This window comes from Novosphingobium sp. FW305-C-111 (assembly GCF_058783565.1).
Map to the genome: position 1 here is coordinate 1 of NZ_JBYSYP010000023.1, position 24949 is coordinate 24949.

28 protein-coding genes, 1 other RNA gene and 1 pseudogene are annotated in these 24949 nt (G+C 69.3%); 22 read left to right on the top strand and 8 right to left on the bottom strand.

Annotated features, from left to right (window positions below):
* Positions 1 to 360 precede the first annotated feature (360 nt).
* Entirely contained in the window at positions 361 to 669 is a 309-nt protein-coding gene (locus AC3WLD_RS18250) for a chorismate mutase (RefSeq protein ID WP_492558330.1), read from the bottom strand.
* A gap of 83 nt (positions 670 to 752) precedes the next feature.
* On the opposite strand from AC3WLD_RS18250, the gene AC3WLD_RS18255 reads away from it, so the two are divergent.
* From AC3WLD_RS18255 to AC3WLD_RS18285, 7 genes are all read left to right on the top strand, one after another.
* Positions 753 to 1766: a polyprenyl synthetase family protein gene (locus AC3WLD_RS18255; RefSeq protein ID WP_492558331.1), complete on the top strand. Its 1014-nt coding sequence runs from the start codon at positions 753 to 755 to the stop codon at positions 1764 to 1766.
* Between the two features lie 10 nt (positions 1767 to 1776).
* Complete coding sequence (hrpB, locus tag AC3WLD_RS18260; RefSeq protein ID WP_492558332.1) at positions 1777 to 4311, top strand: ATP-dependent helicase HrpB; 2535 nt, start codon at positions 1777 to 1779, stop codon at positions 4309 to 4311.
* A 135-nt stretch (positions 4312 to 4446) separates the two neighbouring features.
* On the top strand, positions 4447 to 4725 hold the full coding sequence (locus AC3WLD_RS18265) for an ETC complex I subunit (RefSeq protein WP_492558333.1): 279 nt from the start codon (positions 4447 to 4449) through the stop codon (positions 4723 to 4725).
* A gap of 124 nt (positions 4726 to 4849) precedes the next feature.
* An RNA gene (gene ffs, locus AC3WLD_RS18270) (signal recognition particle sRNA small type) lies at positions 4850 to 4944 on the top strand.
* Between the two features lie 57 nt (positions 4945 to 5001).
* Positions 5002 to 6798, top strand: coding sequence for a DNA polymerase III subunit gamma/tau (locus AC3WLD_RS18275; protein ID WP_492558334.1), 1797 nt, complete (start codon positions 5002 to 5004; stop codon positions 6796 to 6798).
* The gene (locus AC3WLD_RS18280; RefSeq protein WP_492558335.1) at positions 6795 to 7133 is read left to right on the top strand and encodes a YbaB/EbfC family nucleoid-associated protein; all 339 of its coding nucleotides are present in this window, start codon (positions 6795 to 6797) and stop codon (positions 7131 to 7133) included. Before AC3WLD_RS18275 ends, AC3WLD_RS18280 begins: the two co-directional genes overlap by 4 nt.
* A gap of 208 nt (positions 7134 to 7341) precedes the next feature.
* Positions 7342 to 7551, top strand: a complete 210-nt coding sequence (locus AC3WLD_RS18285; RefSeq protein WP_492558336.1) for a hypothetical protein — start codon at positions 7342 to 7344, stop codon at positions 7549 to 7551.
* Positions 7552 to 7679: 128 nt separating this feature from the next.
* Here the strand turns inward: AC3WLD_RS18285 and AC3WLD_RS18290 are convergent, their stop codons facing one another.
* The 3 genes from AC3WLD_RS18290 to AC3WLD_RS18300 form a co-directional block, all read right to left on the bottom strand.
* Positions 7680 to 8810 carry an acyl-CoA dehydrogenase family protein gene (locus AC3WLD_RS18290; RefSeq protein ID WP_492558337.1) on the bottom strand — a complete coding sequence of 377 codons (1131 nt, stop codon included), beginning with the start codon at positions 8808 to 8810 and terminating at the stop codon, positions 7680 to 7682.
* Positions 8811 to 8846: 36 nt separating this feature from the next.
* Positions 8847 to 10040: an acyl-CoA dehydrogenase family protein gene (locus tag AC3WLD_RS18295; RefSeq protein ID WP_492558338.1), complete on the bottom strand. Its 1194-nt coding sequence runs from the start codon at positions 10038 to 10040 to the stop codon at positions 8847 to 8849.
* A gap of 161 nt (positions 10041 to 10201) precedes the next feature.
* A complete protein-coding gene (locus AC3WLD_RS18300; protein ID WP_492558339.1) occupies positions 10202 to 10576 on the bottom strand; it encodes a PilZ domain-containing protein in 375 nt (124 codons plus the stop codon).
* Positions 10577 to 10822: 246 nt separating this feature from the next.
* On the opposite strand from AC3WLD_RS18300, the gene hisA reads away from it, so the two are divergent.
* From hisA to AC3WLD_RS18365, 13 genes are all read left to right on the top strand, one after another.
* A complete protein-coding gene (gene hisA, locus AC3WLD_RS18305) occupies positions 10823 to 11551 on the top strand; it encodes a 1-(5-phosphoribosyl)-5-[(5-phosphoribosylamino)methylideneamino]imidazole-4-carboxamide isomerase (RefSeq protein WP_492558340.1) in 729 nt (242 codons plus the stop codon).
* Positions 11548 to 12309, top strand: coding sequence for an imidazole glycerol phosphate synthase subunit HisF (hisF, locus tag AC3WLD_RS18310; protein WP_492558341.1), 762 nt, complete (start codon positions 11548 to 11550; stop codon positions 12307 to 12309). Before hisA ends, hisF begins: the two co-directional genes overlap by 4 nt.
* A gap of 129 nt (positions 12310 to 12438) precedes the next feature.
* Entirely contained in the window at positions 12439 to 12606 is a 168-nt protein-coding gene (locus tag AC3WLD_RS18315; protein ID WP_492558342.1) for a hypothetical protein, read from the top strand.
* Positions 12607 to 12705: 99 nt separating this feature from the next.
* A complete protein-coding gene (locus AC3WLD_RS18320; protein WP_492558343.1) occupies positions 12706 to 13029 on the top strand; it encodes a phosphoribosyl-ATP diphosphatase in 324 nt (107 codons plus the stop codon).
* The gene (locus tag AC3WLD_RS18325) at positions 13029 to 13409 is read left to right on the top strand and encodes a histidine triad nucleotide-binding protein (protein WP_492558344.1); all 381 of its coding nucleotides are present in this window, start codon (positions 13029 to 13031) and stop codon (positions 13407 to 13409) included. The genes AC3WLD_RS18320 and AC3WLD_RS18325 overlap by 1 nt, the downstream gene beginning before the upstream one ends.
* A gap of 77 nt (positions 13410 to 13486) precedes the next feature.
* Positions 13487 to 13945 (top strand): YbgC/FadM family acyl-CoA thioesterase, encoded by a 459-nt coding sequence (locus AC3WLD_RS18330; RefSeq protein ID WP_492558345.1) that lies wholly within the window; start codon positions 13487 to 13489, stop codon positions 13943 to 13945.
* On the top strand, positions 13942 to 14643 hold the full coding sequence (gene tolQ, locus AC3WLD_RS18335) for a protein TolQ (protein ID WP_492558346.1): 702 nt from the start codon (positions 13942 to 13944) through the stop codon (positions 14641 to 14643). Before AC3WLD_RS18330 ends, tolQ begins: the two co-directional genes overlap by 4 nt.
* Positions 14644 to 14800: 157 nt before the next feature.
* Positions 14801 to 15253: an ExbD/TolR family protein gene (locus tag AC3WLD_RS18340; protein WP_492558347.1), complete on the top strand. Its 453-nt coding sequence runs from the start codon at positions 14801 to 14803 to the stop codon at positions 15251 to 15253.
* Between the two features lie 4 nt (positions 15254 to 15257).
* Entirely contained in the window at positions 15258 to 16115 is an 858-nt protein-coding gene (locus tag AC3WLD_RS18345; RefSeq protein ID WP_492558348.1) for a hypothetical protein, read from the top strand.
* Positions 16116 to 16138: 23 nt separating this feature from the next.
* A complete protein-coding gene (gene tolB, locus AC3WLD_RS18350; RefSeq protein ID WP_492558357.1) occupies positions 16139 to 17473 on the top strand; it encodes a Tol-Pal system beta propeller repeat protein TolB in 1335 nt (444 codons plus the stop codon).
* Positions 17474 to 17553: 80 nt separating this feature from the next.
* On the top strand, positions 17554 to 18072 hold the full coding sequence (gene pal, locus AC3WLD_RS18355; protein ID WP_492558349.1) for a peptidoglycan-associated lipoprotein Pal: 519 nt from the start codon (positions 17554 to 17556) through the stop codon (positions 18070 to 18072).
* 88 nt (positions 18073 to 18160) lie between these two features.
* Complete coding sequence (locus AC3WLD_RS18360; RefSeq protein WP_492558350.1) at positions 18161 to 20092, top strand: caspase family protein; 1932 nt, start codon at positions 18161 to 18163, stop codon at positions 20090 to 20092.
* Positions 20092 to 20640, top strand: coding sequence for a J domain-containing protein (locus AC3WLD_RS18365; RefSeq protein ID WP_492558351.1), 549 nt, complete (start codon positions 20092 to 20094; stop codon positions 20638 to 20640). The genes AC3WLD_RS18360 and AC3WLD_RS18365 overlap by 1 nt, the downstream gene beginning before the upstream one ends.
* 24 nt (positions 20641 to 20664) lie before the next feature.
* Here AC3WLD_RS18365 and AC3WLD_RS18370 read toward each other — a convergent pair whose 3' ends face one another.
* Genes AC3WLD_RS18370 through AC3WLD_RS18385 form a run of 4 tightly spaced genes read right to left on the bottom strand, consistent with a single transcriptional unit; the run spans position 20665 to position 23527 of the window.
* Complete coding sequence (locus AC3WLD_RS18370) at positions 20665 to 21837, bottom strand: CCA tRNA nucleotidyltransferase (protein WP_492558352.1); 1173 nt, start codon at positions 21835 to 21837, stop codon at positions 20665 to 20667.
* On the bottom strand, positions 21830 to 22429 hold the full coding sequence (locus tag AC3WLD_RS18375) for a CoA pyrophosphatase (RefSeq protein ID WP_492558353.1): 600 nt from the start codon (positions 22427 to 22429) through the stop codon (positions 21830 to 21832). Before AC3WLD_RS18375 ends, AC3WLD_RS18370 begins: the two co-directional genes overlap by 8 nt.
* On the bottom strand, positions 22426 to 22995 hold the full coding sequence (locus AC3WLD_RS18380) for a DUF1285 domain-containing protein (protein ID WP_492558354.1): 570 nt from the start codon (positions 22993 to 22995) through the stop codon (positions 22426 to 22428). The genes AC3WLD_RS18375 and AC3WLD_RS18380 overlap by 4 nt, the downstream gene beginning before the upstream one ends.
* A 22-nt stretch (positions 22996 to 23017) precedes the next feature.
* On the bottom strand, positions 23018 to 23527 hold the full coding sequence (locus AC3WLD_RS18385; RefSeq protein WP_492558355.1) for a GNAT family N-acetyltransferase: 510 nt from the start codon (positions 23525 to 23527) through the stop codon (positions 23018 to 23020).
* Positions 23528 to 23813: 286 nt separating this feature from the next.
* Between AC3WLD_RS18385 and AC3WLD_RS18390 the strand changes: the two genes are divergently transcribed.
* Positions 23814 to 24185 carry a nuclear transport factor 2 family protein gene (locus tag AC3WLD_RS18390; RefSeq protein ID WP_492558356.1) on the top strand — a complete coding sequence of 124 codons (372 nt, stop codon included), beginning with the start codon at positions 23814 to 23816 and terminating at the stop codon, positions 24183 to 24185.
* Positions 24186 to 24376: 191 nt separating this feature from the next.
* A pseudogene (locus tag AC3WLD_RS18395) lies at positions 24377 to 24877 on the top strand (cytochrome ubiquinol oxidase subunit I); the annotation flags it as partial.
* Positions 24878 to 24949 lie beyond the last annotated feature (72 nt).

A 24949-nucleotide genomic window follows, 5' to 3' on the forward strand; every position in this document is an offset into this window, starting at 1 on the left:
CAGGCCGAGCGCACCGGGCGTCTGCTCCCCTTGCGCCGTTCGCGATGCGTACAGACACCGCCCCTCCCGCGGCACATGGCGCCGCGGCCGGCCGCGCGATTCGATGGTTTCAGCCTAGCGTTACGTCCGGGGTCGCTGCCGGATGATGGGTGGTGATCTGCGGACAGGCCCACCCCCCGACCCGCTGTTCGCTTCGCGAACGCCTGCGGCTCCCCGCCTGCGGGAGGGGGAGAATGGAGCGCTCGCTCTCGGACTGGCGCGACCAGTTCCCCTCCCGCAGGCGGGAGGGGTTAGGGGTGGGCATACCGCCACAGCACCCAGCCTCACAGCGGTCCCGGGTCCAGCCCGGGACTACGCGCCTCAGCCTTGTCCCTGCGCCCGGATATGGTGCCGGATCACCTCGTCGATGATGAAGCGGAGGAACTTTTCCGAGAACTCCGGATCGAGCTTTGCCTCTTCGGCAAGCCCGCGCAGCCGGGCGATCTGGCGTTCCTCGCGGCCCGGGTCGCTTGCGGGGAGCTGCTTTTCGGCCTTGTACGCGCCGACCGCCTGGGTGATGCGGAAGCGTTCGGCGAGGATGTGGATCATCGCCGCGTCGATGTTGTCGATCGACTGGCGATAGCCGGCCAGCACCGGATCCTCGCCCGCACCGCTCGTCTGCCCCGTCATGCCCTACTCCCGCTTGCTCCGGCTCCGCTAGCGCGCAACTTGACCCTTGCCAAGCCGCCGCCGCTCGCCCAGAGGCTGCGAGGATGTCCGCGACCGTCCACCATCTCGGCCCTCGCAAGGAGCCGTCGCTCGAACCGCTGATGGCGCTGGTCGCCAACGGCATGAACAGCGTCAACCAGGTGATCCTCGACCGGATGCAGTCGCGCATCCCGCTGATCCCGGCGCTCGCCGGCCACCTGATCGCCGGCGGCGGCAAGCGGATGCGCCCGATGCTCACCCTGGCAAGCGCGGCGCTGCTCGATTATCCGGGCAATCGCCATCACAAGCTCGCCGCCACGGTCGAGTTCATCCACACCGCCACGCTGCTTCACGACGATGTGGTCGACGGGTCCGACACCCGCCGCGGCAAGCAGACCGCCAACGTCGTGTTCGGCAATCCGGCGACGGTGCTGGTCGGCGACTTCCTGTTTACCCGCGCGTTCGAACTGATGGTCGAGGATGGCAGCCTCAAGGTGCTGAAGATCCTTTCGGGTGCCAGTTCGGTGATTTCCGAGGGCGAAGTCGACCAGCTGGTTGCCCAGCGCCAGATCGAGACCAGCGAGGAACGCTACCTCTCGATCATCAACGCCAAGACCGCGGCGCTGTTTGCCGCCGCCTGCCGGATCAGCGCGGTGGTGGCCGAGCGCGGCGAGGCGGAGGAGCTGGCGCTCGACGCCTATGGCCGCAACCTCGGCATCGCGTTCCAGCTTGCCGACGACGCGATCGACTACGATTCCAGCCGCGCCGAAATGGGCAAGGACCAGGGCGACGACTTCCGCGAGGGCAAGATGACCCTGCCGGTGATCCTCGCCTATGCCCGCGGCAGCGAGGAAGAGCGCGGGTTCTGGCGCGAGGCGATCAGCGGCCGGCGCAATGGCCCGGACGATCTCGACCACGCCATCCGCTTGATCGGCCGCCACGACGCGGTTCTCGCCACCCGCGAGCGCGCCCGCCACTATGCCCAGCGCGCGATCGACGCCATCGCCGGGTTCCCGGCGAGCGAGGCCAAGGCGGCGATGGTCGAGGCCGCCGAGTTCGCGGTGGCCCGCCGCTTCTAGGACCCCGCCGGTGGCCGGGCTGCCGATCCACGCCGTCCTTCCCGAACTGACTGCCGCGCTGCGGGAGCGGACCAGCGCCGTCCTCATCGCCCCGCCGGGCGCGGGCAAGACCACCGCAGTCGCTCCGGCGCTGCTGGCCGAGCCGTGGTGCACCGGCAGCGTCATCGTCCTCTCCCCCCGCCGCGTCGCCGCCCGCGCCGCCGCCGAGCGCATGGCCGAGCTGATGGGCGAGGACGCGGGCGGGACCGTCGGCTACCTGACGCGGCTCGACACGAAGCGCTCGGCGAGAACCCGCATCCTCGTGATGACCGAGGCGATCTTCGTGGCGACCATCCTCGCCGACCCGGAGCTCGCCGGGGTCAGCGCGGTGCTGTTCGACGAGGCGCACGAGCGGCATCTCGACTCCGACCTCGGCCTCGCCCTTGCGATCGAGGCGCAGGGGGTGCTGCGCGAGGAACTGCGGCTGGTGGTGATGAGCGCGACCATCGACGGGACGCGGTTCGCCCGGCTGCTGGGGGATGCCCCGGTCGTCGAGAGCGAGGGCAAGGCCTTCCCCCTCGCGCTGCGCTGGCTGGGGGCGCGGCCCGACCAGCGGCTCGAACAGGCGATGGCCAGCGCGATCCAGCAGGCCTGGCGCGAGGAAGAGGGCGACGTGCTCGCCTTCCTCCCCGGCGTGCGCGACATCGAGCGGACCGCCGCGCTGCTCGCCGAGCGACTGCCGAACGCGCTGGTGCTGCCGCTCCACGGGCAGGTCGAACCCGCGGGCCAGCGCGCCGCCATTCGCCGCGATCCGCAGGGGCGGCGGCGGATCGTGCTGGCGACCGCGATCGCCGAGACCTCGCTGACCCTCGACGGGGTGCGGGTGGTGGTCGACGCCGGTCTTTCGCGCCGCGCGGAGTTCGACAAGGCCGCGGGCGTCACCCGCCTCGTCACCCACCGCGCCAGCCAGGCGGCGGCGGCGCAGCGCGCGGGCCGCGCCGCGCGGCAGGGTCCGGGCGTCGCCTACCGTCTTTGGGAAGAGGCCGCGCACGCCGGCCGCCCGCCGTTCGACCCGCCCGAGATCACCACCAGCGACCTCGCCCCGCTGGCGCTGACGCTGGCGCAGTGGGGCGCGGGCGATCCCGGCGCGATGGCGTGGCTCGACCCGCCGCCGGCCGCAGCACTGGCGGCGGCGCGGGGGCAGCTGGCGGCGCTGGGGGCGCTCGATCCCGAGGGCCGGATCACCGACCACGGCCGCGCGCTGGCGAGGTTGCCGATGGAGCCGGCGCTCGCCCACATGCTGCTGTTTGCGGCCGAACGCGGCGCGGCGGAGGACGCGGCAAAGCTCGCGCTGCTGCTGCAGGAACGCGGGCTGGGCGGGCCGGGCGAAGACCTCGCCCGGCGACTGGAGCGCTGGGACCGCGAACGCGGCGGCCGGGCGGAGGCCTCGCGCAAGCTGGCGGCAAGGTGGGCGCGCATGGCCCTTCTGGCTCGCAATTCTATCACCGTTCGTCCTGAGCCTGTCGAAGGACCGTCCTTCCCTTCCTCATCTGGAGCAGAAAAGGGCGGTACTTCGACAAGCTCAGCACGGGCGGGTGTGGGGAGCGTGCCTCTCGCCGTCCTCCTCGCCGAGGCCTTCCCTGACCGCGTCGCGCGCCGCCGCTCGGCCAGCGGGGAGGAGTGGCTCTCGGCGGGCGGGCGCGGCTACCGGCTCGATCCCGCCAGCCCGCTCGCCACCGCGCAGTGGCTGGTGATCGGCGACGCGCAGGGGCAGGCGAGCGGGGCGCGGATCATGGCGGCGATCGCGCTCGACGAAGCCGACATCGCCCGCTTCCTGCCGCACCGGCTGGAGGAGCGCCACTCGCTCAGCTGGAACGAGGCGGAAGGGCGGGTCGAGGCGCGGCTCGAGCGGCGGATGGGGGCCATCGTCCTCCAGCGCGTGCCCGATCCAAAGCCCGACCCGTCGGCGGTCGCCGCGCTGCTGGTGGAAACGGTGCGGGTGAAGGGCCTGTCCGTCCTGCCGCTGGGCGACAAGGCTCAGGCCCTCCTCGAACGCGCGCGCTACGCCGGGCTCGAGGCGCTGAGCGAAGCGGCGCTGATCGAGGACCTTTCGTGGCTTGAACCACTGCTCGGCGGGCGCCGCGATCTGGCGCTGCCTTCCGGCAAGCTGCACGAGGCACTGCTGGACCGGCTCGACTGGAACGAGCGCCAGCAGCTCGATCGGCTCGCCCCGGCCGAGTTCCGCTCGCCCGCCGGGACCAGCCACGCCATCGACTATGCCCACGACGGCGGGCCTGCCGTGGAACTGCGCGTCCAGGCGCTGTTCGGGCTGGAGCGGCACCCAACCATCGGCCAGCCGCCGCGCCCGCTGCTGCTCAGCCTGACCTCGCCCGGCGGCAAGCCGATCCAGACGACCAGCGACCTCCCCGGCTTCTGGCGCGGCTCGTGGCGCGACGTGGTCAAGGACATGAAGGGGCGGTACCCCAGGCACCGCTGGCCCGACGAACCGTGGGCGGAGGATCCCAGCCTCAAGACCAGGAACGCGTTCGAGCGGGGGCGGGGGTAGCTCCCCTCCCGCTTGCGGGAGGGGCCGGGGGTGAGCCTGTACTGAACCTCAGCGGCTTCCGTGCCCACCCTTAACCCCTCCCGCATGCGGGAGGGGGACTTGATTCCCGCTGCGATTCGTGTGCAAGCGCAGGCCATGTCCGCACGCATCTTCCAGCGCCCGAAGAACGCCATGCAGTCCGGCAAGGCCCGGACCGACGACTGGCTGCTCGAATTCGAACCCGCGATGGCCAAGCGCCCCGACCCGCTGATGGGCTGGGCCGGCAGCGGCGACACTCAGGCGCAGGTCGTGCTGAGCTTCGGCTCGGAGGCCGAGGCGGTCGCCTATGCCGCGCGCTACGGGATCGAGGCGCACGTGATTCCGACGCCGCCAAAGCGGCTCAAGCTGCAGAGCTACGCCGACAACTTTCGTTGATCCCGTCGTCCCGGACTTGATCCGGGACCGCCGGCAGCCAAGCGCCCAGCCTCACAGCGGTCCCGGGTCGAGCCCGGGACGACGCTGCCCTTGCCAAACCCGTCACGCCCCGCCATATGCCCGCCCGGGAGTCGGTCGGACGCTAGCGTCCGCCAACCTGGTCAGGTCCGGAAGGAAGCAGCCACAACGGGTTGCGGCGGGTCGGCCGGCTCCTTTTCCACCCTCATCACCGCGATCCCTTCGACAACGCGCGCCCGAGTTCCTAGATAGGATGCGATGGGCGATTCACCTGACATGTTCGGCGATCCTGGCGAAGAGGAGCAGGACGACGCACCGACCGCGGCCGAGCTGGAGGCGGCGGGGCAGTCGTCGATGTTCGGCGATCCTGCGCCCGCGCCCGCCGCACCGGTCGTGAAGGAAGAGCCTGCGCCGCCCCCCGCGGCTCCTGTCGCGGCACCCGCCGCCGCGCCGAGCCAGCCCTACCGCGTCCTCGCCCGCAAGTACCGGCCGCAGACATTCGCCGAGCTGATCGGGCAGGAGGCGATGGTCCAGACGCTCGGCAACGCGATCCGGCGCGACCGGCTGGCCCATGCCTTCCTGATGACCGGGGTGCGCGGGGTCGGCAAGACCTCGACTGCGCGGCTCATTTCCAAGGCGCTCAACTGCATCGGCCCGGACGGGCACGGCGGGCCGACGATCTCTCCCTGCGGCGAATGCGAGCCTTGCCGCGCCATCGCCGAAGGCCGCCACATCGACGTGATCGAGATGGACGCCGCCAGCCACACCGGCGTCGACGACGTTCGCGAGATCATCGAGGCGGTCCGCTATGCGGCGGTTTCGGCGCGCTACAAGATCTACATCATCGACGAAGTCCACATGCTCTCGCGCAACGCGTTCAACGCGCTGCTCAAGACGCTGGAGGAACCGCCAGCGCACGTGAAGTTCCTGTTCGCCACGACCGAGGTGGACAAGCTGCCGGTCACGGTCCTGTCGCGCTGCCAGCGCTTCGACCTCCGGCGGATCCAGTCGGGCACCTTGCGCGAACACTTCGCCGCGATCTGCGCCAAGGAAGGCGTCGAGGCGGAGGACGAGGCGCTGGCCATGGTCGCCGCCGCGGCCGAGGGATCGGTCCGCGACGGGCTGTCGATCCTCGACCAGGCGATCAGCCACGCCGACATGGCGGGAGGGGGCAAGGTCACCGCCGAACAGGTCCGCGACATGCTCGGCCTCGCCGACAAGGCGATGCAGCGGCGCCTGCTTTCCGCGGTGCTGGCCGGCGACGGCAAGGGCCTACTCGACGAGGTCGCCTCGCAGTATGCGCTCGGGGTCGAGCCGGTGGCGATGATGCGCGCCCAGCTCGAACTGGTCCACCGGGTCACCGTCGCGCAAGTCGGCGGAAGCGGCGCGGATGCGCGCTCGGCCGAGGAGCGCGCGGTGCTGGAGGACTGGGCCAAACGGCTTTCGCCGGGCCAGCTCCACCGCCTGTGGCAGCTACTGCTCAAGGGCTACGACGAAGTGCGGACCGCACCCGATCCGCTGGTCGCGGCGCAGATGGCGCTGCTGCGCGTGCTCCACGCCGCCGACCTGCCCGATCCCGGGACGCTGGCGAAGAAGCTGGAAGAGATTGTCGCGCATGCCCCCGCCGCCCCGGCGGAGCCCGGCGCGGCCCCCTCGGCGCCCGTGGCCCGCGCGGTCGACTGGGCGGCGCTCGTCGCCAGGGTCGAGGACGCCGGGCAGCTCCGTGTCGGGCAGATCCTGCGCGACTGGGTGCGCCCGGTCGAGGTCCGCGATGGCCTCCTCCGCTATCAGTTCGCGCCCGGCTTTTCCGACGACTGCGCCGGCGATATCCGCAAGGCGCTGGACGCCGCGACCGGGCAGGACTGGACGGTCGAGCACGCCGTCGGCGATCCCCAGCCGTCCCTGCGCGAGCGCGCCGAGGCCGAGGCGCAGAGCGCCCACGCCGCCCTGCTCGCCTCGCCCCTCGTCAAGGCCGCCTTCGCCGCGTTCCCCGACGCGGAACTGATCGATGAGTCCCGCGATGAACGGGACACACCCTGGAGCAAACGCGCATGAAATCGATGGAAGAGATGATCAAGGCGGCCCAGCAGGCCGCCGAGACGATCCAGAAGCAGATGACCGAAGTCCAGGCCAAGCTCGATACGCTCGAGGTCGAAGGCGTTTCGGGCGGCGGGCTGGTCAAGATCCGCGCCAGCGCCAAGGGCCGCGTCACCGGCGTGACGATCGACGAGAGCCTGCTCGCCGTCAGCGAAAAGCAGATCCTCGAAGATCTCGTCGCCGCCGCCTTCAACGACGCCCGCACCCGCGCGGATGCGGTCTCGAACGACGAGCTGCAGAAGGCGCAAGGCTCGATGGGCCTGCCGCCGGGGTTCAAGATCCCCGGGATGTAAGTCCGCTACGGCGGCCTCACCCCCATCGTCATTGCTAGGCCGAAGGCCGCGGCAATCCATGCGCACGCGCCGCGCCTGGATTGCTTCGTCGCCGCGCTCCTCGCAATGACGAGCCCTGGGTAGCGAACCCGCCCAGTCCGAAACGGTCTGTTTGGAGATTGCAGGCTAAGGCTCGCTCGCGCAGAATCGCGCGCAGGGAGAGCCAAGGGTGGACGGCAATTCGACTTTTCTGCTGCTGGTCGTGCTGTGCGCGGCCGCGTTCCTGCTCGCGGTGTGGCTGTTCCTCGAGGTGATGAGCCTGCGCCAGCGCGGCCGCGCACGGGCGCGCCGCGTGCGCAACGGCGCCAATGTCAGCGCGTGGAACTGGGTGAAGAAGCGCACCAGGGTGCTGCGCATCGGCTTCCGCAGCGGGGACTGACGCGCCACCCTGGGCAATCAGGAACTCGTCATTGCGAGGCGGAGGCCGAAGCAATCCAGAGCCGCGTGGAACCCAGGATTGCGTCGTCGCTGCGCTCCTCGCAATGACGATACTTCAGTGGCGAAACCTCACGCCCCCAGCGTCAGCGCCTCGTAGCGGTCGAGGTGCCATTCGGCATTGCCGAACTGGTGCTCGATCATCGTCGCCCGCTTGAAGTAGTGGCCGATCGCCAGCTCCTCGGTGATGCCGATGCCGCCGTGGGTCTGGATCGCGTTCTGGCCGACGAACTTGGCCGAGCGCGCGACCTTGGCCTTGGCGAGGCTGACCGCGGCCTTGCGCTCGTCCGCCGGAAGATCGAGCTTCAGCGTACCCATCAGGGTCATCGAGGCGATCTGCTCGACCTGCATGAACATGTCCGACAGGCGGTGCTGGAGGACCTGGAACTTGCCGATCGGCTGGCCGAACTGGCGGCGCTGCTTGACGTATTCGAGCGTGCCTTCCTGCAGCTTGCGGGTCACCCCGATGGCTTCGGCGGCAATCGCCATGCAGGCTTCGTCGACGACGCGCTCGACCAGGTCGATGCCGCCGGCCAGCAGCGCGTCGCCCGGAATCGCGACGTTCTCGAAGTACACTTCCGACGCGCGCCCGCCGTCGACGGTCGGATAGTCGCGGCGCGAGATGCCCGGCGCATTGGCTTCGACGAGGAACATCTCCACGCCCGAACGCTCGCTCTGCGCGCCGCCGGTGCGGGCCGTGACGAGGAGGTGGGTCGCCCACGGCGCGGCCTGGACCACGGCCTTGTGGCCATTGAGGACATAGCCCGCGCCGTCCTTCTTCGCGGTCGTCAGCAGGTTGGCGAGGTCATAGCGGCCCTGCGGCTCGGCATAGGCAAACGCGATCAGCGCCTCGCCGCCGATGATCTGGGGGATCACCGCTTCGGCGAGCGGTCCGCCCGCGTGCTTCAGCGCGCCGCCGCCGATCACCACGGTCTGGAGCCACGGCTCGATCGCGATCGCGCTGCCGAGTTCCTCCATGATCACCATGTTGTCGACCGCGCCGCCGCCGAGACCGCCCATCTCTTCGCTGAATGGCGCGCCGGTCAGGCCGAGCTCGGTGGCGATCGCGCGCCACACGCCGGGGTCGCGGCCTTCCTCGCTCGCGACCATCTTCTTGCGCTTCTCGAAGTCGTAGGTGTCGGCCAGGAACCGCGCGAGCGTGTCGCGCAGCATGACCTGCGTTTCGGTGTATTCGAAATTCATGTCCTCGATCCCTTGTAAGGTTCTTTGTGCCGGGGCTCAGAGCCCCAGCACCGCCTTCGAGATGATGTTGCGCTGGATCTCGTTGGACCCGCCATAAATGGTCGTCTTGCGCACGTTGAAGTAGTTCTGCGCGCTGCGCAGCGCCCAGTCGGGGCCGACGCCAGTCTCGTTGCTGATCCCGCGGCTGCCGCCGAACCACGGCGCCCCGTAATGGCCCGCCGCCTCCAGCGTCAGCTCGGTGATCCGCTGCTGGATTTCCGAGCCGATGACCTTGAGCATCGAGGCTTCCGGCCCCGGGCCCTTGCCCGCGGCTTCGCCAGCCAGCGTGCGCAGTTCGGTGAATTCGAGCGCGGTGAGGTCCATCTCCAGCTCGCTGACCTTGCGGCGGAAGTTGCGGTCGGCGATCAGCGGTTCGCCGCCGGGCACTTCGACGCGGGCGAACTGCTTGATCCGCTCGATCCCCCGCTTCGATCCCGCGACCCCGGCGATGCCGGTGCGCTCGTGGGCGAGGAGGAACTTGGCGCAGGTCCAGCCCTTGTCCTCTTCGTAGATGCGGTTGGAGACGGGAACGCGCACGTCCTCCAGCCACACCTCGTTGACCTCGTGCTCGCCGCCCAGCGTGATGATCGGGCGCACGGTGATCCCGGGCGTCTTCATGTCGATCAGCAGGAACGAGATGCCTTCCTGCTGCTTCGCCTCGGGGTTGGTGCGGACGAGGAAGAAGCCCCAGTCGGCATGCTGGGCCATCGTGGTCCAGGTCTTCTGGCCGTTGACGATGTAGTCGTCGCCGTCGCGCACCGCGCGGGTCGAGAGCGAGGCGAGGTCGGAGCCCGAGCCCGGCTCGGAATAGCCCTGGCACCACCAGTCCTCACCCGACAGGATGCGGGGCAGGAACCGCTGCTTCTGCTCTTCGGTGCCGAAGGTGTAGATCACCGGGCCGACCATGGTCACGCCGAACGGCATGATCCGCACGCAGTCGGCGCGGGCGATCTCTTCTGACCAGATGAACTTCTGGGTGGTGGTCCAGCCGGTGCCACCGTACTCGACCGGCCACGACGGCGCGATCCAGCCCTGCTTGTAGAGGATGCGGTGCCACGAGAGGAAATCCTCCTTCTCGAGCTCCTGTCCGGAATCCTGCTTGGCGCGCAGTTCCTTGGGGTAGTTTTCGGCAATGAAGGTCCGCACTTCCTGCTGGAAGGCAAGATCCTTCGCATCGAATTCGAGGTCCATCGAAGCCTCCTCTCATGCTCCATCCGCGGCGTGGCTTCCGCGCGGTATGACCGCAGAAATGGCGCAGATTCGCGCCGGAATCGAGTCCTTCGTGGGGTCGGAGCGAAAACTTTTACGTAAACGTCAAGTTGACGCTACGGCACGCTGCCAACTCTGCCGCTTCAGCCGCCGACCCAGTCGCGCGCGGCGCGGCGGCGGGCCTCGATTTCGGCGCGGTGGAGGGTGTCCTCGATGGTCCTGAGCGCCAGCACGACCGCTTCGGGGAGCGGCTCGTCGAAGGCGAGACCGCAGCGGCCGTGGCGCGTCCAGACGATAGCCCCGAACAGCTCCAGCCCGCCGCAGCGGAGCAGGCCGTCGGTCCCGCGGAACACCGCGCGCGGAACGCTCAGCGAGGCCCCGGTGCGCGAGATATCGTCGAGCAGGCACGGGGTCTGCCCGTCGACCAGCACGAGTTCCGCGGGCACGTGCAGCCGCAGCCGGGGCGAGCCGCGGCGTCCGACCTTGCCATCACCGGGGAGACGAACGGGCGCGTTCATGGGCAGAGGATAGGCGGGCACGGTTAGCGGGGCGGGGGCGTGGGGCTGAGGGGAAATACTTATCCGGGTCGCTCATGCGGGTACGCGGCGTCGTCACGGACTTGCTCCGGGACCGCTGGCAGCCTTGCACCGTGCTCGCAGCGGTCCGGGGTCGAGCCCGGGACGACGTTAGCTAGCAGCTGGCTGAAAGCACCTGTCCCATCCGCCTTTGCAGACAGGCCGTCCGGTGCTAGGCGCGCGCCCACGATGATCGTCTTTCCCGCAATCGACCTCAAGGGCGGCCAGGTCGTCCGCCTCGCCGAAGGGGACATGGCCCGCGCCACCGTCTATGGCGACGACCCGGCGCACCAGGCCAGCCTGTTCGCGGCGCAGGGCTCGCAGTTCCTCCACGTCGTCGATCTCGACGGTTCGTTCGCGGGCCGGGCCGAAAACCGCGAGGCGGTCGAGGGCATCCTCCAAAGCTTCACCGGCCACGTCCAGCTGGGCGGCGGGATCCGCAGCCGCGAGGCGGTTGAGGGGTGGTTCGATCTCGGCGTTTCTCGCGTGGTCATGGGCACCGCGGCGCTCAAGGACCCTCAGTTCGTCAAGGACATGGCGAAGGAGTTTCCCGGCGGCATTGTCGTCGCGGTGGACGCCCGCGATGGGATGGTCGCGACCGAGGGCTGGGCCGACGTCTCCGACGTCGCCGTGGTCGATCTCGCCCGCCGCTTCGAGGATGCCGGTGTCGCCAGCCTGCTATTCACCGACATCGGCCGCGACGGGCTGCTGAAGGGCGTCAACATCGACGCGACCGTGGACCTTGCCCGGCAGGTGGATATCCCGGTCATCGCCAGCGGCGGGGTCAAGGGGCTCGACGACATCCACATGCTCAAGGTGCATGAGGCCGACGGGATCGAAGGCGTGATCACCGGGCGCGCGCTGTTCGAGGGGCGGCTGGATCTCGCGGCGGCGATCGCGATTGCGGAGCGGGCGTGACCGTCCGCGTTCGTGTCATTCCCTGTCTCGACGTCGCCGACGGGCGCGTGGTCAAGGGCGTCAACTTCGTCGACCTCAAGGACGCCGGCGACCCGGTCGAGCAGGCGCGCGCCTATGACGCGGCCGGGGCGGACGAATTGTGCTTCCTCGACATTTCCGCCAGCCACGAAGGGCGCGGGACGCTGCTCGACGTCGTCGCGCGGACGGCCGAGGTCTGTTTCATGCCGCTGACCGTCGGCGGCGGGGTGCGGGCGGTGGAGGACGCGCGGGCGCTGCTGCTCGCGGGGGCGGACAAGGTCGCGGTCAACTCCGCGGCAGTCGCGCGGCCCGAGCTGGTCGGCGATATCGCCGAGAAGTTCGGCAGCCAGTGCGTCGTCGGCTCGGTCGATGCGCGGCGGGTGGCGCCCGGCAAGTGGGAGATCTTCACTCACGGCGGGCGCAAGGGCACCGGGATCGACGCATTGGAGCACGCGGTGCGGCTGGCCCGGCTCGGCGCGGGCGAACTGCTCGTCACCTCGATGGACGGGGACGGGACCAAGGCCGGCTATGACCTCGAACTCACCCGCACGATTGCCGATGCGGTGCCGGTGCCGGTGATCGCCAGCGGCGGGGTCGGCAACCTCGACCACCTCGTCGAGGGGGTCACCAAGGGGCATGCCAGCGCGGTGCTCGCCGCCTCGATCTTTCACTTCGGCCAGCATTCGGTTGCCGAGGCGCATGCCGCGCTGCGCGCCGCGGGGCTTCCGGCAAGGGCCTGATCCGATTCGGATTTTGCTGTCGGCGGGGTTTACAAGACGCCTCATGTCCGGCTTCGCGTTAACCGCATAAACGCGCGGAATCGCGCCGATTTCCATTCGTGGCACGCGAAGTGCATTAACATTTCCGTGATGCGCTTTGCCCGAACCTTCCTGGTCCTCGTCCTGCTTTCGGCAGCCACTCCGGCGTTTGCGCAGACCAGCACGGCGGTGCCCGAACCGACCGACCTCGCGCTGTTCGCGCTGGGCGTGATCGGCCTCGTCATCGGCCGCCAGGGCGCCCGCCGCCGCCGCGACTGACGGCACCGCGCTGGATTGCCGCGGGGCTTCGCCCCTCGCAATGACGACGAGAGTGGGGGAGACTTGACCCGCGCAGCGGCCCGCGCCATGCCGCGGCCTATGGACAACGGCGCGATCCTCACCCGCCTCGAAGCGACGATTGCGGAGCGCCGCAAGGGCGATCCGGACGCAAGCTATGTCGCCCGGCTCAACGCCAAGGGCTTGCCCAAGATCGCCCAGAAGGTCGGCGAGGAGGCGGTCGAAGCGGTGATCGCGGCGGTCACCGGCGACAAGGCCGGGCTGGTCGGCGAAGCGGCGGACCTCGTGTTTCACCTGATGGTCCTGCTGGGCGCATCGGGCGTCACGCTGGCCGAGGTGACGGCCGAGCTGCAGCGCCGCGAGGGCACCTCGGGGATCGCCGAAAAAGCAGCAAGGAGCGCCTGATGGCCGTCGACGCCACCCAGCCTTACGACGATCAGAACATCTTCGCGAAGATCCTGCGCGGCGAGATCCCCAACCGCACCGTCTATGAAGACGAGTTCGCGCTCGCGTTCCACGACATCAACCCGCAGGCGCCGCTCCACATCCTCGTGATTCCCAAGGGCGCTTACGTGTCGTGGGACGACTTTTCGGCCAAGGCCAGCGAGGCGGAGATCGCCGGGTTCGTCCGCGCCGTCGGCCATGTCGCGCGCGAACAGGGGCTGGTCGCGCCGGGCTATCGCCTGCTGGCCAACGCCGGGCTCGACAGCCACCAGGAGGTCCCGCACCTCCACGTCCACCTGTTCGGCGGGCGCAAGATGGGGCCGATGCTGGTCAAAGGCTGAGGTTCGGGCCGGAAGTTAACAAAATCCCGCAAACCGGGTTGCCCCCGGAGTCGCGGCGGGGCTAGAACCGGCTGCCCATGCAACTGCCCGATCCCCCGACCGGCCGCTTCGATGGCGCGATCCACCTGTTCCCGGTGCGGGTCTATTTCGAGGACACCGACCTTTCGGGCGTGGTCTATCACGCCAACTACCTGCGCTGGTTCGAGCGTGCCCGGTCCGACATGCTGCGTGTGCTCGGCATCGAGCAGCGCACCGCGCACGAGGCGGGCGAGGGCGCCTATGCGGTGAGCGAGCTGGCGATCCGCTATCTGCGCCCCGCGAAGCTCGACGACGCGGTGACCATCTTCAGCGAGACGCTCGAGGTCGCCGCCGCCTCGTGCCGCATCCGCCAGCGCGCCATGCGGGGCGCGGAATTGCTCGCCGAAGCGACCGTGCGCGCCGCGTTCGTCGCGCCGGGTGGCCGCCCGCGCCGCCAGCCGCGCGAATGGGTCGCCGCCTTCCAGACCGTTCTGTCCACACAGGAAAACCCCGAATGACCGTCCTCCACCTGCTTGCCGCGGCCACCGACGTGCCGACCCGGCTCGACCCGATCAAACTGTTCACCGACGCCGACATCATCGTCCAGGCGGTGATGCTCGGGCTGGTCCTCGCCTCGATCTGGACCTGGACGATCATCGTCAGCTTCATGCTCAAGCTGGGCAGCGCCAACCGCAAGTGCGACCAATACGAGGAAGGCTTCTGGTCCGCGCGCGACATCGACGCGTTCCAGGCGAGCGAAGGGCGCAAGGACATCCCCGCCGCGCGCGTCGCCGGGGCCGGGCTCGCCGAATTCCGCCTGTCGATGAAGGGCAAGAACCTCGACCGCGACGGACTGCGCCAGCGGCTGGCGACGATCCTCGACGGCGCGGTGACGGCGGAAGCGGACCGGCTGGCGAACCGCCTGAACTTCCTCGCCACGGTCGGCTCGGTCGCGCCGTTCGTCGGGCTGTTCGGCACGGTGTGGGGGATCATGGACAGCTTCTTCAACATCGGCGCGCAGCAGAACTCGTCGCTCGCGGTCGTCGCCCCGGGCATTTCGGAAGCCCTGTTCGCCACCGCCATCGGCCTGTTCGCGGCGATCCCGGCGGTCATCGCCTACAACCGCTTCAGCCACTCGGTGAGCCGCTTCGAGAGCCGGCTGTATCGCTTCGCCGACCGCTTCCAGGCGACCCTCGGACGGGAACTGGAGCAGTGAGGGTGAGCATCCTTACCGGAACGGGGAGGGGGACCATGCGAAGCATGGTGGAGGGGCACCTGCGGGTGAACTCCGCCTTGCCGGCAGGTTCCGTTCACCGCGCGTGCCCCTCCACCACCCTGCGGGTGGTCCCCCTCCCCTTGCAGGGGAGGATCTGATGGCGATGAACCTTTCATCCGGCAAAGGCCGTGGTCGCCGGGGTCGCGGCGGACGGGCCCCGATGGCGGAGATCAACGTCACCCCGCTGGTCGACGTCATGCTGGTGCTGCTGATCATCTTCATGGTCACCGCGCCGCTGCTGGTCGCCGGGGTCCCGGTCGAGCTGCCCGACAGCAAGGCCAAGGCTTTGCAGGAAGAGGACAAGCAGGTCACCGTCAGCATCGACGCCAACGGCACGGTGTTCCTCGACGATGCCGAGCTGTCCCCCGGCGAACTCGGCGAGCGGCTGGCCGCGCTGGCTCCCACCGATGGCGGCAAGCCGCCGCTGGTGACGCTGCGCGCCGACCGGGCGCTCGACTATGGCCGGGTCATGGCGGTGATGGGCGAACTGGGCGCCGCCGGCTTCAACTCGGTGTCATTGGTCACAAACGGTTCATCGGAATCGCCATAGCCCTATGGCCATGCAGGACGCCTTGACCCTTGCCCCGCCTGCACCGGCCGTCAGCCGCGAGGAAGGCGCGGCGCTCGTCGTCGCGCTCGCCGCGCACGCCGTGCTGGTCGCGGTGCTGGCGTTCGGCGCGCCGGGGCGTGAGGTCCAGCCGCCGCCCAAGCGGATGACGGTGACGCTGGCGGAGGAGACGGCGGATCAATCGACCTCGCCCAATCCGTTCGAGGCCGCCGCGCCCGAGGAAGCACCGATGCTGGGCGAGGTTCCGCCCGAGCCACTGCCGATGACCCAGCCTGCGCCGCAGCCGCTGCCGCAGCCGCGCAACGTCCAGCCCCAGCCGCAGCCGCGCCCGGGTATCCAGCCGAAGCAGGCGCAGCCGCAGCCAAAGCCTACCCAGAAGGCGCAGCCGCCGAAGCCCGCCGACACCCGCGACCGTCGCCGTCCCGACCAGCCGGTCGGCGGCAGCCGGATCGGCGACGACTTCCTCAAGGGCGTGAACACCGGCACGAAGCCGGGGGCGAAGGGCAATCCGGCGGAAGCCATCAGCGACACGGCGAAGGCCTCGGCCCGCCAAACGATCGGCGCGGAAGTCCTCCCGTTCTGGAACCGCTGCGCGGTCGATGGGGTCGATATCGAGAAGCTCGCGGTGCGGATCATGATCCACATGGACCGAAGCGGGCGGGTGCTGTCGATGGATGCACCGGAAGTCACCGGGCGAACCGCAGCCAACGCGCCGCAAGTCAATCGTTTCATCGAATGTGCACAAGGCGCGATCCGCAGCGCCTCGCCATTCAACCTGTCGGCGGACTCCTACGAGTTCTGGAAGAACTATCCGGTCCGCCTTCGCAAGCAGAGAGGACAATAGTGCGTAAACCCGCTCGCCTGACCATGCTCCTCGCGTTCGTGGCAATGCCCGCGTTCGCGCAGGTCGCCCCGCCGCCCGCGTCGAGCCAGCCGGCCGAGGAAGAGGAAATCGTCGGCACGATCAACGACGACGCCCAGATCGCGATTCCCGCCTTCGCTACCGACCAGTCCGTCGCCACCGCGGCGGAAGGCGGCAACACCGAAGTGCTGGGCCGCAACGTCGCGCGGGTGGTGTTCGCCGATCTCAAGAACAACGGTCTGTTCAAGCCGACCGGGCCGGATGCGCTGCCCGGCGTGGCGTATAGCCAGGTCACCGCGCCGGCCTTCGGCGGCTGGCAGTCGCGCGGGACCGAGATGCTGGTGCAGGGCTTCGTCCGCGCCAACGGCGACGGCAAGCTCACCGTCGGCTGCTATCTGTACGATGTCGGGCAGGGCAGCGAACTCGCCCGCCAGGGCTATGTCGTGAAGCCCGAGGAGTGGCGCCGCGCCGCGCACAAGTGCGCCGACATGGTCTATTCCCGCCTGTCCGGCGAGAGCCCGTTCTTCGACAGCAAGATCGCCTACATCGCCGAGACCGGGCCCAAGGACCGCCGGGTCAAGCGGCTGGCGATCATGGATTCGGACGGGGCCAACCACCGCTTCATCACCAACGGCCAGGCGACCGCGCTGACCCCGCGCTATGCGCCGGACTACCAGTCGATCGTGTACCTCTCGTATCTCAACGGCAATCCGCGGATCTACATCTACGACATCGGCACGGGCCAGCAGCGGCTGGTCACGCAGAGCACCAACCCGACCTTCGCCCCGCGCTGGTCGCCGGACGGGAAGTGGATCCTCTATTCGATGGCGATTGCTGGCAACACCGACATCTACAAGGTCTCGGCGGCGGGCGGCGGCACCCCGGTCAAGCTGACCGACAGTCCCGGCATCGACGTCGGCGGCAGCTTCTCGCCCGATGGCTCGCAGATCGTGTTCGAAAGCGACCGTTCGGGCGCGCAGCAGGTCTATGTGATGAACGCCGACGGATCGAACCAGCGGCGGATCAGCTTCTTCGGCGGCCGCGCCGCGACGCCCGAATGGAGCCCGCGCGGCGACCAGATCGCCTTCACCCACATCGCCGGCAACTTCCGCATCGGGGTGATGGATCCATCGGGCGGCAACATGCGTTTGCTCACCGACTCGTGGCAGGACGAAGCGCCGACCTGGTCGCCCAACGGCCGGATCATCCAGTTCTTCCGTACCGCCAAGGGCAGCGGCAAGGCCTCGATCTGGCAGGTCGACCTGACCGGCAAGAACGAGCGCAAGCTCAACACGCCGGCCGATGCCTCGGACCCGGCTTGGGGACCCGTTCTCCCCTAAGGCCGTTCATCTTGTGTTTGGATTCTTGCCTGCACTGATGAACTGTTGTTTACGTAAGACGAACTGAAGGGACCTGGACCATGAAGCACATAGCCGCCACCACGATGCTGGTCGCCGCCGGCCTTGGCCTTGCCGCCTGCAAGACGACGCCCAAGGACCTCCCGCCCGATCCGGGCCCGACCACCAGCACCACCACCGGTGCCAACGACGGCTGGACCACCCCCGGCGCGCCGACCCCCGGCAGCCAGGAAGACTTCGTCGCCTCGGTCGCGTCGGACACCGTCTATTTCGACACCGACCGCTTCAACATCGACACCGCCGACATGGCGACGCTGCAAAGCCAGGCGCAGTGGCTCGCCCGCTATCCGGCCAAGCGCGTGATCGTCGAAGGCCACGCCGACGAGCGCGGCACCCGCGACTACAACCTCGCGCTGGGTGAAAAGCGCGCCAACTCGGCCAAGAACTACCTCGTTTCGATCGGGGTCGAGGCCAGCCGCATCACCACCGTCAGCTATGGCAAGGAGCGCCCGGTGGCGCTCGGGTCGGACGAGGCGAGCTGGGCGCGCAACCGCCGCGCGGTGACCGTCACCGTCCAGTAAGCCGGATCCCCGCCAAGGCTTTCAACTGGCGGGAAATCAGCCTATCCGTGGTCCCGGCTGCGCCCCGCGCGCGGCCGGGATCACTCGTTTGGAATTGACCCGTCTCGTGAAGCTGCTGCGCCTCCTCGTCCTGCTGTTCGCTGCGCTGGCGCTGCCGGCGGCGGCGCAGGCGAAGTGCGACGATGCGCGCGATTCGAAGCGGGTCGCGCTGGTGGTCGGCAATGGCACCTACCTGCCCGGCCAGTGGGCCACGCTCCCCAACGCCCGCAGCGATGCGCAGGCGGTGTGCGACGGGTTCGCCGGGCAGGGCTTCCGCGTGATCAAGGTCGAGAACGCCGACCGCGACGCGATGGGCGCGGCGATCCAGCAGTTCTCTGCCCTTGCGCCCAAGGCGGACATCGCGCTGTTCTATTTCGCCGGGCACGGCTTCGAATATGCCGGGGTCAACTGGCTGGTGCCCGTGGACGCGCCGGTCGAGACCGCGCGCGGCTGGCTGAAGGGCCAGTTCGTCGATCTCGCCACGGTGCTGGCGGCGGTCAAGCAGGCGAAGAACGGCCTCGTCTTCCTCGACGCCTGCCGCACCCGCGATCCGATCGTGCGGATCAAGGACGCCGATCCCGACGGGCCGGACGGTCCCGCCGGAACGATCAACCTGCCGGGCGATTTCGAAGGGGTCGTGTTCTATTCCACCGCCCGCGGGGCCTCCGCCTTCGATGCAGCCCCGGTCAATTCGCCCAACAGCCCGTTCGCGCAGGCCGTGGTCGACCGGCTGGCGATCCCCGACCTCGAGCTGATGCGCTACTTCAGCTTCGTCCGCGCCGATGTGAAGCGGCGGACCACAGAGCAGACCGGGGGGCCGCAGATCCCGATCACGTACGGCTTCCTGTCGAACGAGCTCTATTTCAACCAGCCGCCGTCGACGGATCAATCGGCCGACGCGGTGGTTTGCGAGCTGACCGGGGATTGCGCCGGGCCCAGCGCGACGCAGGCCACCGCCGACAAGCCGGCGACACGCGGCTTCTCGATAGCCGTCAAGAAGGGCGAGACCCGCCAGCCGGCACCCGCCGCTTCGGCCAAGCCGGTCTATACCTCGACAGCGACAGCGCCCGGGGCGACCGGGATGGCGCCGCCGCCCGAGATCATTGCCCAGCCGATGCCCGGCTCGCAGGTCCCCACGCTTACCCGCAAGTTCGCCGGGCTCGACCCCGGCAAGGCGCGCGATGCGCTTGCCGCGATCGACAAGCACACCCTCGCCACGGAGGACGAGCCGCAGGTCATCGCCCGAGTGCTCGGGCAGGCCGATGCCGGTTCGGTGGCGGCGCTGGCGCAAGCTGGAGATCCCACCGCGCAGTACCTATATGGCGCGATGCTCTACCTCGGCATCGGCGTGGACAAGGACCTGCCTGCCGCCCGCGCGATCCTCGAAAAGGCGGCGGCCGGTGGCGGCGGGGCGGGCCTGCTCGAGTACGGCTATTTCCTCGAGAACTACGGTGACCGCCCCGCTGACAAGGCGCTTGCGGCCGAGGTCTTCGAGAAAGCCGCGCAAACCGGCTATCCCAAGGCGCAGGCGCACATGGCGTTCCGGCTGTGGGAGGGCAAGAATGCGGCGGTCGACAAGGCCCGCGCCACCACGCTGTGGCAGGGGGCGGCGGCGCAGGGTTATCCCTATGCATGGTATGCGCTGGGCGTCTATGCCGGGCAGATGAAGGACGCGTCGCAGCAACTTGGCGAGTACGCCGCCAAGGGGGACCGCGGCAGCGACGGCTGGCTGTGCGAACTCGCCGAATACCGCGGCGAGGCCGGAGCTGCGTTCGATCACTGCCTCAAGGCCGCGCAGGACGGCATTCCCGGCTCGATGGCCGTGCTGGCGCGGCTTTATGCGGAAGGCGACGGCGTGACCCTGTCGAAGCGCGAGGCACTTTATTGGGCCAAGCTCGCGCTCGCCCAGCCCGATTACACCGACACCTACCGCCGTCCGCTGACCGAAGCGCTCGCCGCCAGCCTCAAGGACGCGCGCTGATGGCCCGCGCCGGACGCTCGGTCGACTGGGGTTTCCCCCGCTGGCGCGGCTATGGCTCGTCGCGCGAGGCGACGCAGGTCCGCCTGTGCGACCGCGCCGGGTGCAGCGAACCCGGCAACTGCCCGGCTCCCAAGAGCCCTAACAGCCCGGATCGCTGGTACTTCTGCCAGCGCCATGCCGCCGAATACAACGCCGGGTGGAACTACTTCGAAGGGCTCGACAAGGAAGAAGCCGAAGCCCGCGAGAACGCCGAGCGGCAGGAAAGCGCCGGTTACCGCGAATCCGCGCACTACGGCTGGGCCGGCCCCGGCGACGGCACCCGCACCCGCGACGAAATGCGCGCGCTCGAGGTTCTCGGACTGGAGGCCGACGCGACCTTTGACGAGGTGCGCAAGGCGTGGCGGCTCAAGGCCAAGGAAGTCCATCCCGACGTCCGCCCCGGCGATGCCGAGGCGGCCAAGGCGTTCCAGGCGATCCAGGTCGCCTACGAGGTCCTGCGCCAGGCCGAAGACCGGCGCGAGTGGAAGGGCAACGGGAGTAACGAGTAACTCTCATATCTGACGGGATATGGTTCAGGTCCGTACCTCCGCCTCGAGCAATTCCAGCACCCGCTCGCGCCCGGGAAAACCTTCCTCGACCCAGCGCGCTTCCACGGCGCGCAGGATGCGGGCGACGTCCGGCCCCTTGCCCATCCCGCGCGCGACGATCTCGCCGCCCTTGAGCGGGAGTTCTGGCACGGTCCACCCCGCGAGCGGGGCGAGGCTCTGGCCCGTCAGGAGCAGCCGGTCCTCCGCCTCGACCTTGCCGATGCGGTAGGCGAGCGCCCGCGCCGCGCCGTTGGCGTCCCCGCGCCCGGCCGCCGCGGCAAGCCGCTTGCGCTGGACGATCGACAGCCGCAGCCGCGCCGCGACCTGTTCGGCGCTCGCCACATCGGCCGGCAGGATCGCGGCCAGGCGGCGCAGCGGATCGGGCGCGGCACCCTCGCGGCGTTCGGCCTCGACCAGCGCGGCGAGCGGCGCGGCGTCGGCTTCGGGCAGCACCTCGCGCAGCACGCCAAGTTGGGCCATGCGCACCACGGTCTGCACCGGATCGGGCAGGGCGAGGAGGGCAAGCAGCTCCCAGCCGACCCGCTCGCGCGACAGGCCTTTCATTCCCGGCGCAAGCTCGCGGCAGGCGGTTTCGGCTTCCGCGTCGGCGGGGAGCGATCCGAACCGCGCCTGGAAGCGGAAATAGCGCAGGATCCGCAGGTAATCCTCGCGGATGCGCTGGCCGGCGTCGCCGATGAAGCGCAGCGTTCGCGCCGCGAGGTCATCCTGCCCGCGGTGATAGTCGAACAGCTCGAGCGTCCGGGGATCGGCGTAAAGCGCGTTGATGGTGAAGTCGCGCCGCGCCGCGTCGTCCTCCCACCGCTGCGAGAACGCGACCGTCGCGCGGCGGCCATCGGTCGAGACGTCGCGGCGCAGCGTGGTGATCTCGACCGGACCGTCCGGCAGGATCGCGGTGACGGTGCCGTGAGCGATGCCGGTCGGGACCGAGCGGATCCCCGCCGCCTGCAGCCGCGCCACGATCTCGTCCGGTTCGTGCCGGGTGGCGACGTCGATGTCGTTGACCGCGATGCCGAGCAGCGTGTCGCGCACCGCCCCGCCGACATAGCGGGCACTATCGCCCTCCGGGTCGATGACGGCGAACAGCGCGGCGAGGTCCTCGCGCTTCGTCCAGTCGGCGGGGGGGAGCCGGTCAGCCATGCCAGGAAATCCGGCGCGAGAGGTTGGCGATGATCGCGGCGGTCACGCCCCAGATGCGGTGGCCCTGCCACGGGATTTCGATGAAGCGCCGGGTCTGCCCCTGGAAGAAGGCTTCGCCGGGCAGGTGGTTGGCCCGATCCATCACGAAATCCACCGGCGGCTCGAACCACTGTGCGACTTCTGCCGGGTTGGGCACGAGCGGCAGATCGGGGGGGACGATTCCAAGAACGGGGGTGATGTCGTAACCGGTGGCGGTGCGGTACTTGTCGGTCTCGCCCACCACCTGCACGTCGCGCGGGTCGATGCCGAGCTCTTCGTGCGCCTCGCGCAGCGCCGCCTCGATCGCGGTCTCGCCGGGGTCGAGCTTGCCGCCGGGAAACGCGACCTGCCCGGGGTGCGAGCGCATGTGCGAAGGGCGGTGGATCATCAGGAAGCCGGGCGTGTCGGCGCGGTCGGTCACCGCCATCAGCACCGCCGCGGGTCGGCGCGTATCGGTCATCGAAAAGTGCGCGTCGTCGCGCAGCGGGCCGATGTCGCGGGCGTGACCTTCCTCGAACAGGCGGGTCAGGCGGCCGAGCAAGCGGTTGCTCATCGCGGCACGAGCGCGAAACGCGCCCCCCGGCTCTCGACCGCCAGCGGCCCGTCTCCCGATACGGCCAGCGCATGGTCGATGAGCTGGCCGTAGGTCGAGCGGTTCAGCCGCGCCTCGGTCCCGTGGCGTACGGCAAGGTAGAACGCGGGCGTATCGGCGTCGCCGGCCACCCGCAGCGGGTGATCGGGACCGGCCAATACGATGTCGTCGCTGTTGAGGCGAAAGGCGAGCACCGGTGCGCCCGCCTCGTCATGCCGCACTTCCATGTCGGTGGCGACGAACGCGGCGTCGTCCACCGCGATGGACAGCTTCTCGAACGGCGTGACCAGCCAGTGTTGGCCGCCATCGCCGCGCATCAGCAGCGAGGAGAACGCGCGCACCATCGCGGTGCGGGTGATCTCGCCGCCCTGGTGGAACCAGCGTCCATCGGCGGCGATGCGCATTTCGCTGTCGCCGCTGCGCTGAGGCGACCACTGCTCGAGCGGCGGTAGCTTGCGCGCCTCGGCCTGCGCGGCGATCTCGGCGAGGCTCAGGCCGGCGAGTTCGGGAGGCGGTTCGTAGGGCACGCACCGCCGATGCCAGAAGCGTTCAGCCTTTCCAAGGCCCCAGCATCCCTTCGCGGGGGAGGACCGCAGGGTTATCGGTCCGGCACAGCAGGCGGCGCTGCTCGAACGGGCCGGGCAGGCGCCAGCCGCCGGTGTGCGCGGGCGAGAAGCCGAAGAAGCGCTCGTAATACTCGGGATCGCCGATCATCACCTGCGGCAGCGGGGCGCGGGAATCGAGCGCGGATAGGCTCGCCTGCATCAGCGCCTGGCCATAGCCGTGGCCCTGGAGGTGCGGCAGCACCGCGACCGGGCCGACCATGATCATCGGGTGGCGGCGGCCGTCCGTGTCTGTCAGCGCGACCGGCCAGCACTGGATCGTGCCGGCAAGGTTGTCGTCGTCGTCGAGCGCGGCGAAGCTCAGCGCGGGCAGCGCTTCGGTCCCTTCGCGCACCTTGTAGGCGGTGCGCGCCCGGCGGCCCGGTTCGAACGCCATGTCGAGCAGGTCTTCGACGAGATCGCCGTCGACCTCGGCAAGCGGGATGATGCTGGGCACGGGGGAAGACCTTGATTGCGACTCGAACGGGAGCCGGGCCGATAGCCCCCTGTGGCGGCGCGGACAAGAAGCGCAAGCGGACCCGGCGCCCCCCGGCAACCTCGACAAACCCGCGCAAGACCGGCATAATCGCGAAATGTCCTTCGTGGTTCACGTCCCCGCAGCGCCGTACGGGCGATTTAACGACCCGGCCTGACACGTCGGGCCGGGGCCGATCACGTGAACTGATGCCGGCAGGCATCTTCCGTTGAATGGCGCACTAGCGCCTGCCGGGAGGACTATCCCCGTGACCATACCGAAAGTCGTTCAAAGCTATCTCGACGCTTATAATCGCAGCGACGTTGCCGCATTGGCCGCTTGTGTTGCCGACGACGTGGTGTTCGAGAACGTCTCCAATTCCGGGGCGAGCATCAAGATCGCAGGTCGCACCGCCTTTGCTGACCTGGCCCAACAGTCAGCGGCGATGTTCGCCTCCCGCCACCAGTCCGTCCGCCAAGCCGTTGTCGACGGTGACCGGGTCGCGCTGGAGGTCGACTGGACCGGCACCCCTGCCGTCGATTTCGGAGCGATGAAGGCCGGAGAGCCCGTAGCCTTGCGCGGCGCGTCCTTCATGACGATTGCCGACGGGCAGCTCATACGGATCGTCGATCTAAGCTGATCCAAAGGCTGGAGGTTGATCCCCGCAAGCGGACCCACCGATTGCGCCCCGTGCAACCGCGGACCTGCGCTTTGCATTGGTCGGCCCCGGCGCGATCGGCTAGATGGTTGCGGCAGAAACGACAAGACGCATCAGGCCACCCGGGGAGATCAAGGGTGTTGAGCGATTTCGACGCACTCACGCTGGCGCGGATGCAGTTCGCGTTCACGGTCAGCTTCCACTTCATTTTTCCGGCGTTCTCGATCGGGCTGGCGAGCTATCTCGCGGTGCTCGAAGGGCTGTGGCTGAAGACGGGCAAGGCGCTGTACCTCGACCTGTTCAAGTTCTGGCTGCGGATCTTCTCGGTCGCCTTCGCGATGGGCGTCGTTTCCGGCATCGTCATGTCCTACCAGTTCGGGACCAACTGGTCGGTGTTCTCGGAGAAGGCGGGCGGGGTGATCGGCCCGCTGATGGCCTACGAGGTGCTGACCGCGTTCTTCCTCGAGGCCGGCTTCCTCGGCGTCATGCTGTTCGGGATGGGCCGGGTCGGGCGCGGGCTGCACTTCGCGGCGACGCTGATGGTGGCGTTCGGGACATTCGTCTCGGCGTTCTGGATCCTCTCGGTCAATTCGTGGATGCAGACGCCCACCGGCTTCGAGATCGGCCCCAACGGCGAGTTCCTGCCCGGGCCGAGCTGGCTCGCGATCGTGTTTGTGGATCGGCGTGCAAAAAGGACCCCGTTAGCGGGGTGATCGGCGTCTAAAAGGGACCCCTCATTTCGATGG

Excerpts from the sequence above, each read along its gene's own strand:
- AC3WLD_RS18250 (WP_492558330.1), bottom strand. The coding sequence starts at position 669 with ATGACGGGGCAGACGAGCGGTGCGGGCGAGGATCCGGTGCTGGCCGGC.
- AC3WLD_RS18255 (WP_492558331.1), top strand. The coding sequence starts at position 753 with ATGTCCGCGACCGTCCACCATCTCGGCCCTCGCAAGGAGCCGTCGCTC.
- AC3WLD_RS18265 (WP_492558333.1), top strand. The coding sequence starts at position 4,447 with ATGTCCGCACGCATCTTCCAGCGCCCGAAGAACGCCATGCAGTCCGGC.
- AC3WLD_RS18275 (WP_492558334.1), top strand. The coding sequence starts at position 5,002 with ATGGGCGATTCACCTGACATGTTCGGCGATCCTGGCGAAGAGGAGCAG.
- AC3WLD_RS18280 (WP_492558335.1), top strand. The coding sequence starts at position 6,795 with ATGAAATCGATGGAAGAGATGATCAAGGCGGCCCAGCAGGCCGCCGAG.
- AC3WLD_RS18290 (WP_492558337.1), bottom strand. The coding sequence starts at position 8,810 with ATGAATTTCGAATACACCGAAACGCAGGTCATGCTGCGCGACACGCTC.
- AC3WLD_RS18295 (WP_492558338.1), bottom strand. The coding sequence starts at position 10,040 with ATGGACCTCGAATTCGATGCGAAGGATCTTGCCTTCCAGCAGGAAGTG.
- AC3WLD_RS18300 (WP_492558339.1), bottom strand. The coding sequence starts at position 10,576 with ATGAACGCGCCCGTTCGTCTCCCCGGTGATGGCAAGGTCGGACGCCGC.
- hisA (WP_492558340.1), top strand. The coding sequence starts at position 10,823 with ATGATCGTCTTTCCCGCAATCGACCTCAAGGGCGGCCAGGTCGTCCGC.
- AC3WLD_RS18315 (WP_492558342.1), top strand. The coding sequence starts at position 12,439 with ATGCGCTTTGCCCGAACCTTCCTGGTCCTCGTCCTGCTTTCGGCAGCC.
- AC3WLD_RS18320 (WP_492558343.1), top strand. The coding sequence starts at position 12,706 with ATGGACAACGGCGCGATCCTCACCCGCCTCGAAGCGACGATTGCGGAG.
- AC3WLD_RS18325 (WP_492558344.1), top strand. The coding sequence starts at position 13,029 with ATGGCCGTCGACGCCACCCAGCCTTACGACGATCAGAACATCTTCGCG.
- AC3WLD_RS18330 (WP_492558345.1), top strand. The coding sequence starts at position 13,487 with ATGCAACTGCCCGATCCCCCGACCGGCCGCTTCGATGGCGCGATCCAC.
- tolQ (WP_492558346.1), top strand. The coding sequence starts at position 13,942 with ATGACCGTCCTCCACCTGCTTGCCGCGGCCACCGACGTGCCGACCCGG.
- AC3WLD_RS18340 (WP_492558347.1), top strand. The coding sequence starts at position 14,801 with ATGGCGATGAACCTTTCATCCGGCAAAGGCCGTGGTCGCCGGGGTCGC.
- AC3WLD_RS18345 (WP_492558348.1), top strand. The coding sequence starts at position 15,258 with ATGGCCATGCAGGACGCCTTGACCCTTGCCCCGCCTGCACCGGCCGTC.
- tolB (WP_492558357.1), top strand. The coding sequence starts at position 16,139 with ATGCTCCTCGCGTTCGTGGCAATGCCCGCGTTCGCGCAGGTCGCCCCG.
- pal (WP_492558349.1), top strand. The coding sequence starts at position 17,554 with ATGAAGCACATAGCCGCCACCACGATGCTGGTCGCCGCCGGCCTTGGC.
- AC3WLD_RS18365 (WP_492558351.1), top strand. The coding sequence starts at position 20,092 with ATGGCCCGCGCCGGACGCTCGGTCGACTGGGGTTTCCCCCGCTGGCGC.
- AC3WLD_RS18370 (WP_492558352.1), bottom strand. The coding sequence starts at position 21,837 with ATGGCTGACCGGCTCCCCCCCGCCGACTGGACGAAGCGCGAGGACCTC.
- AC3WLD_RS18375 (WP_492558353.1), bottom strand. The coding sequence starts at position 22,429 with ATGAGCAACCGCTTGCTCGGCCGCCTGACCCGCCTGTTCGAGGAAGGT.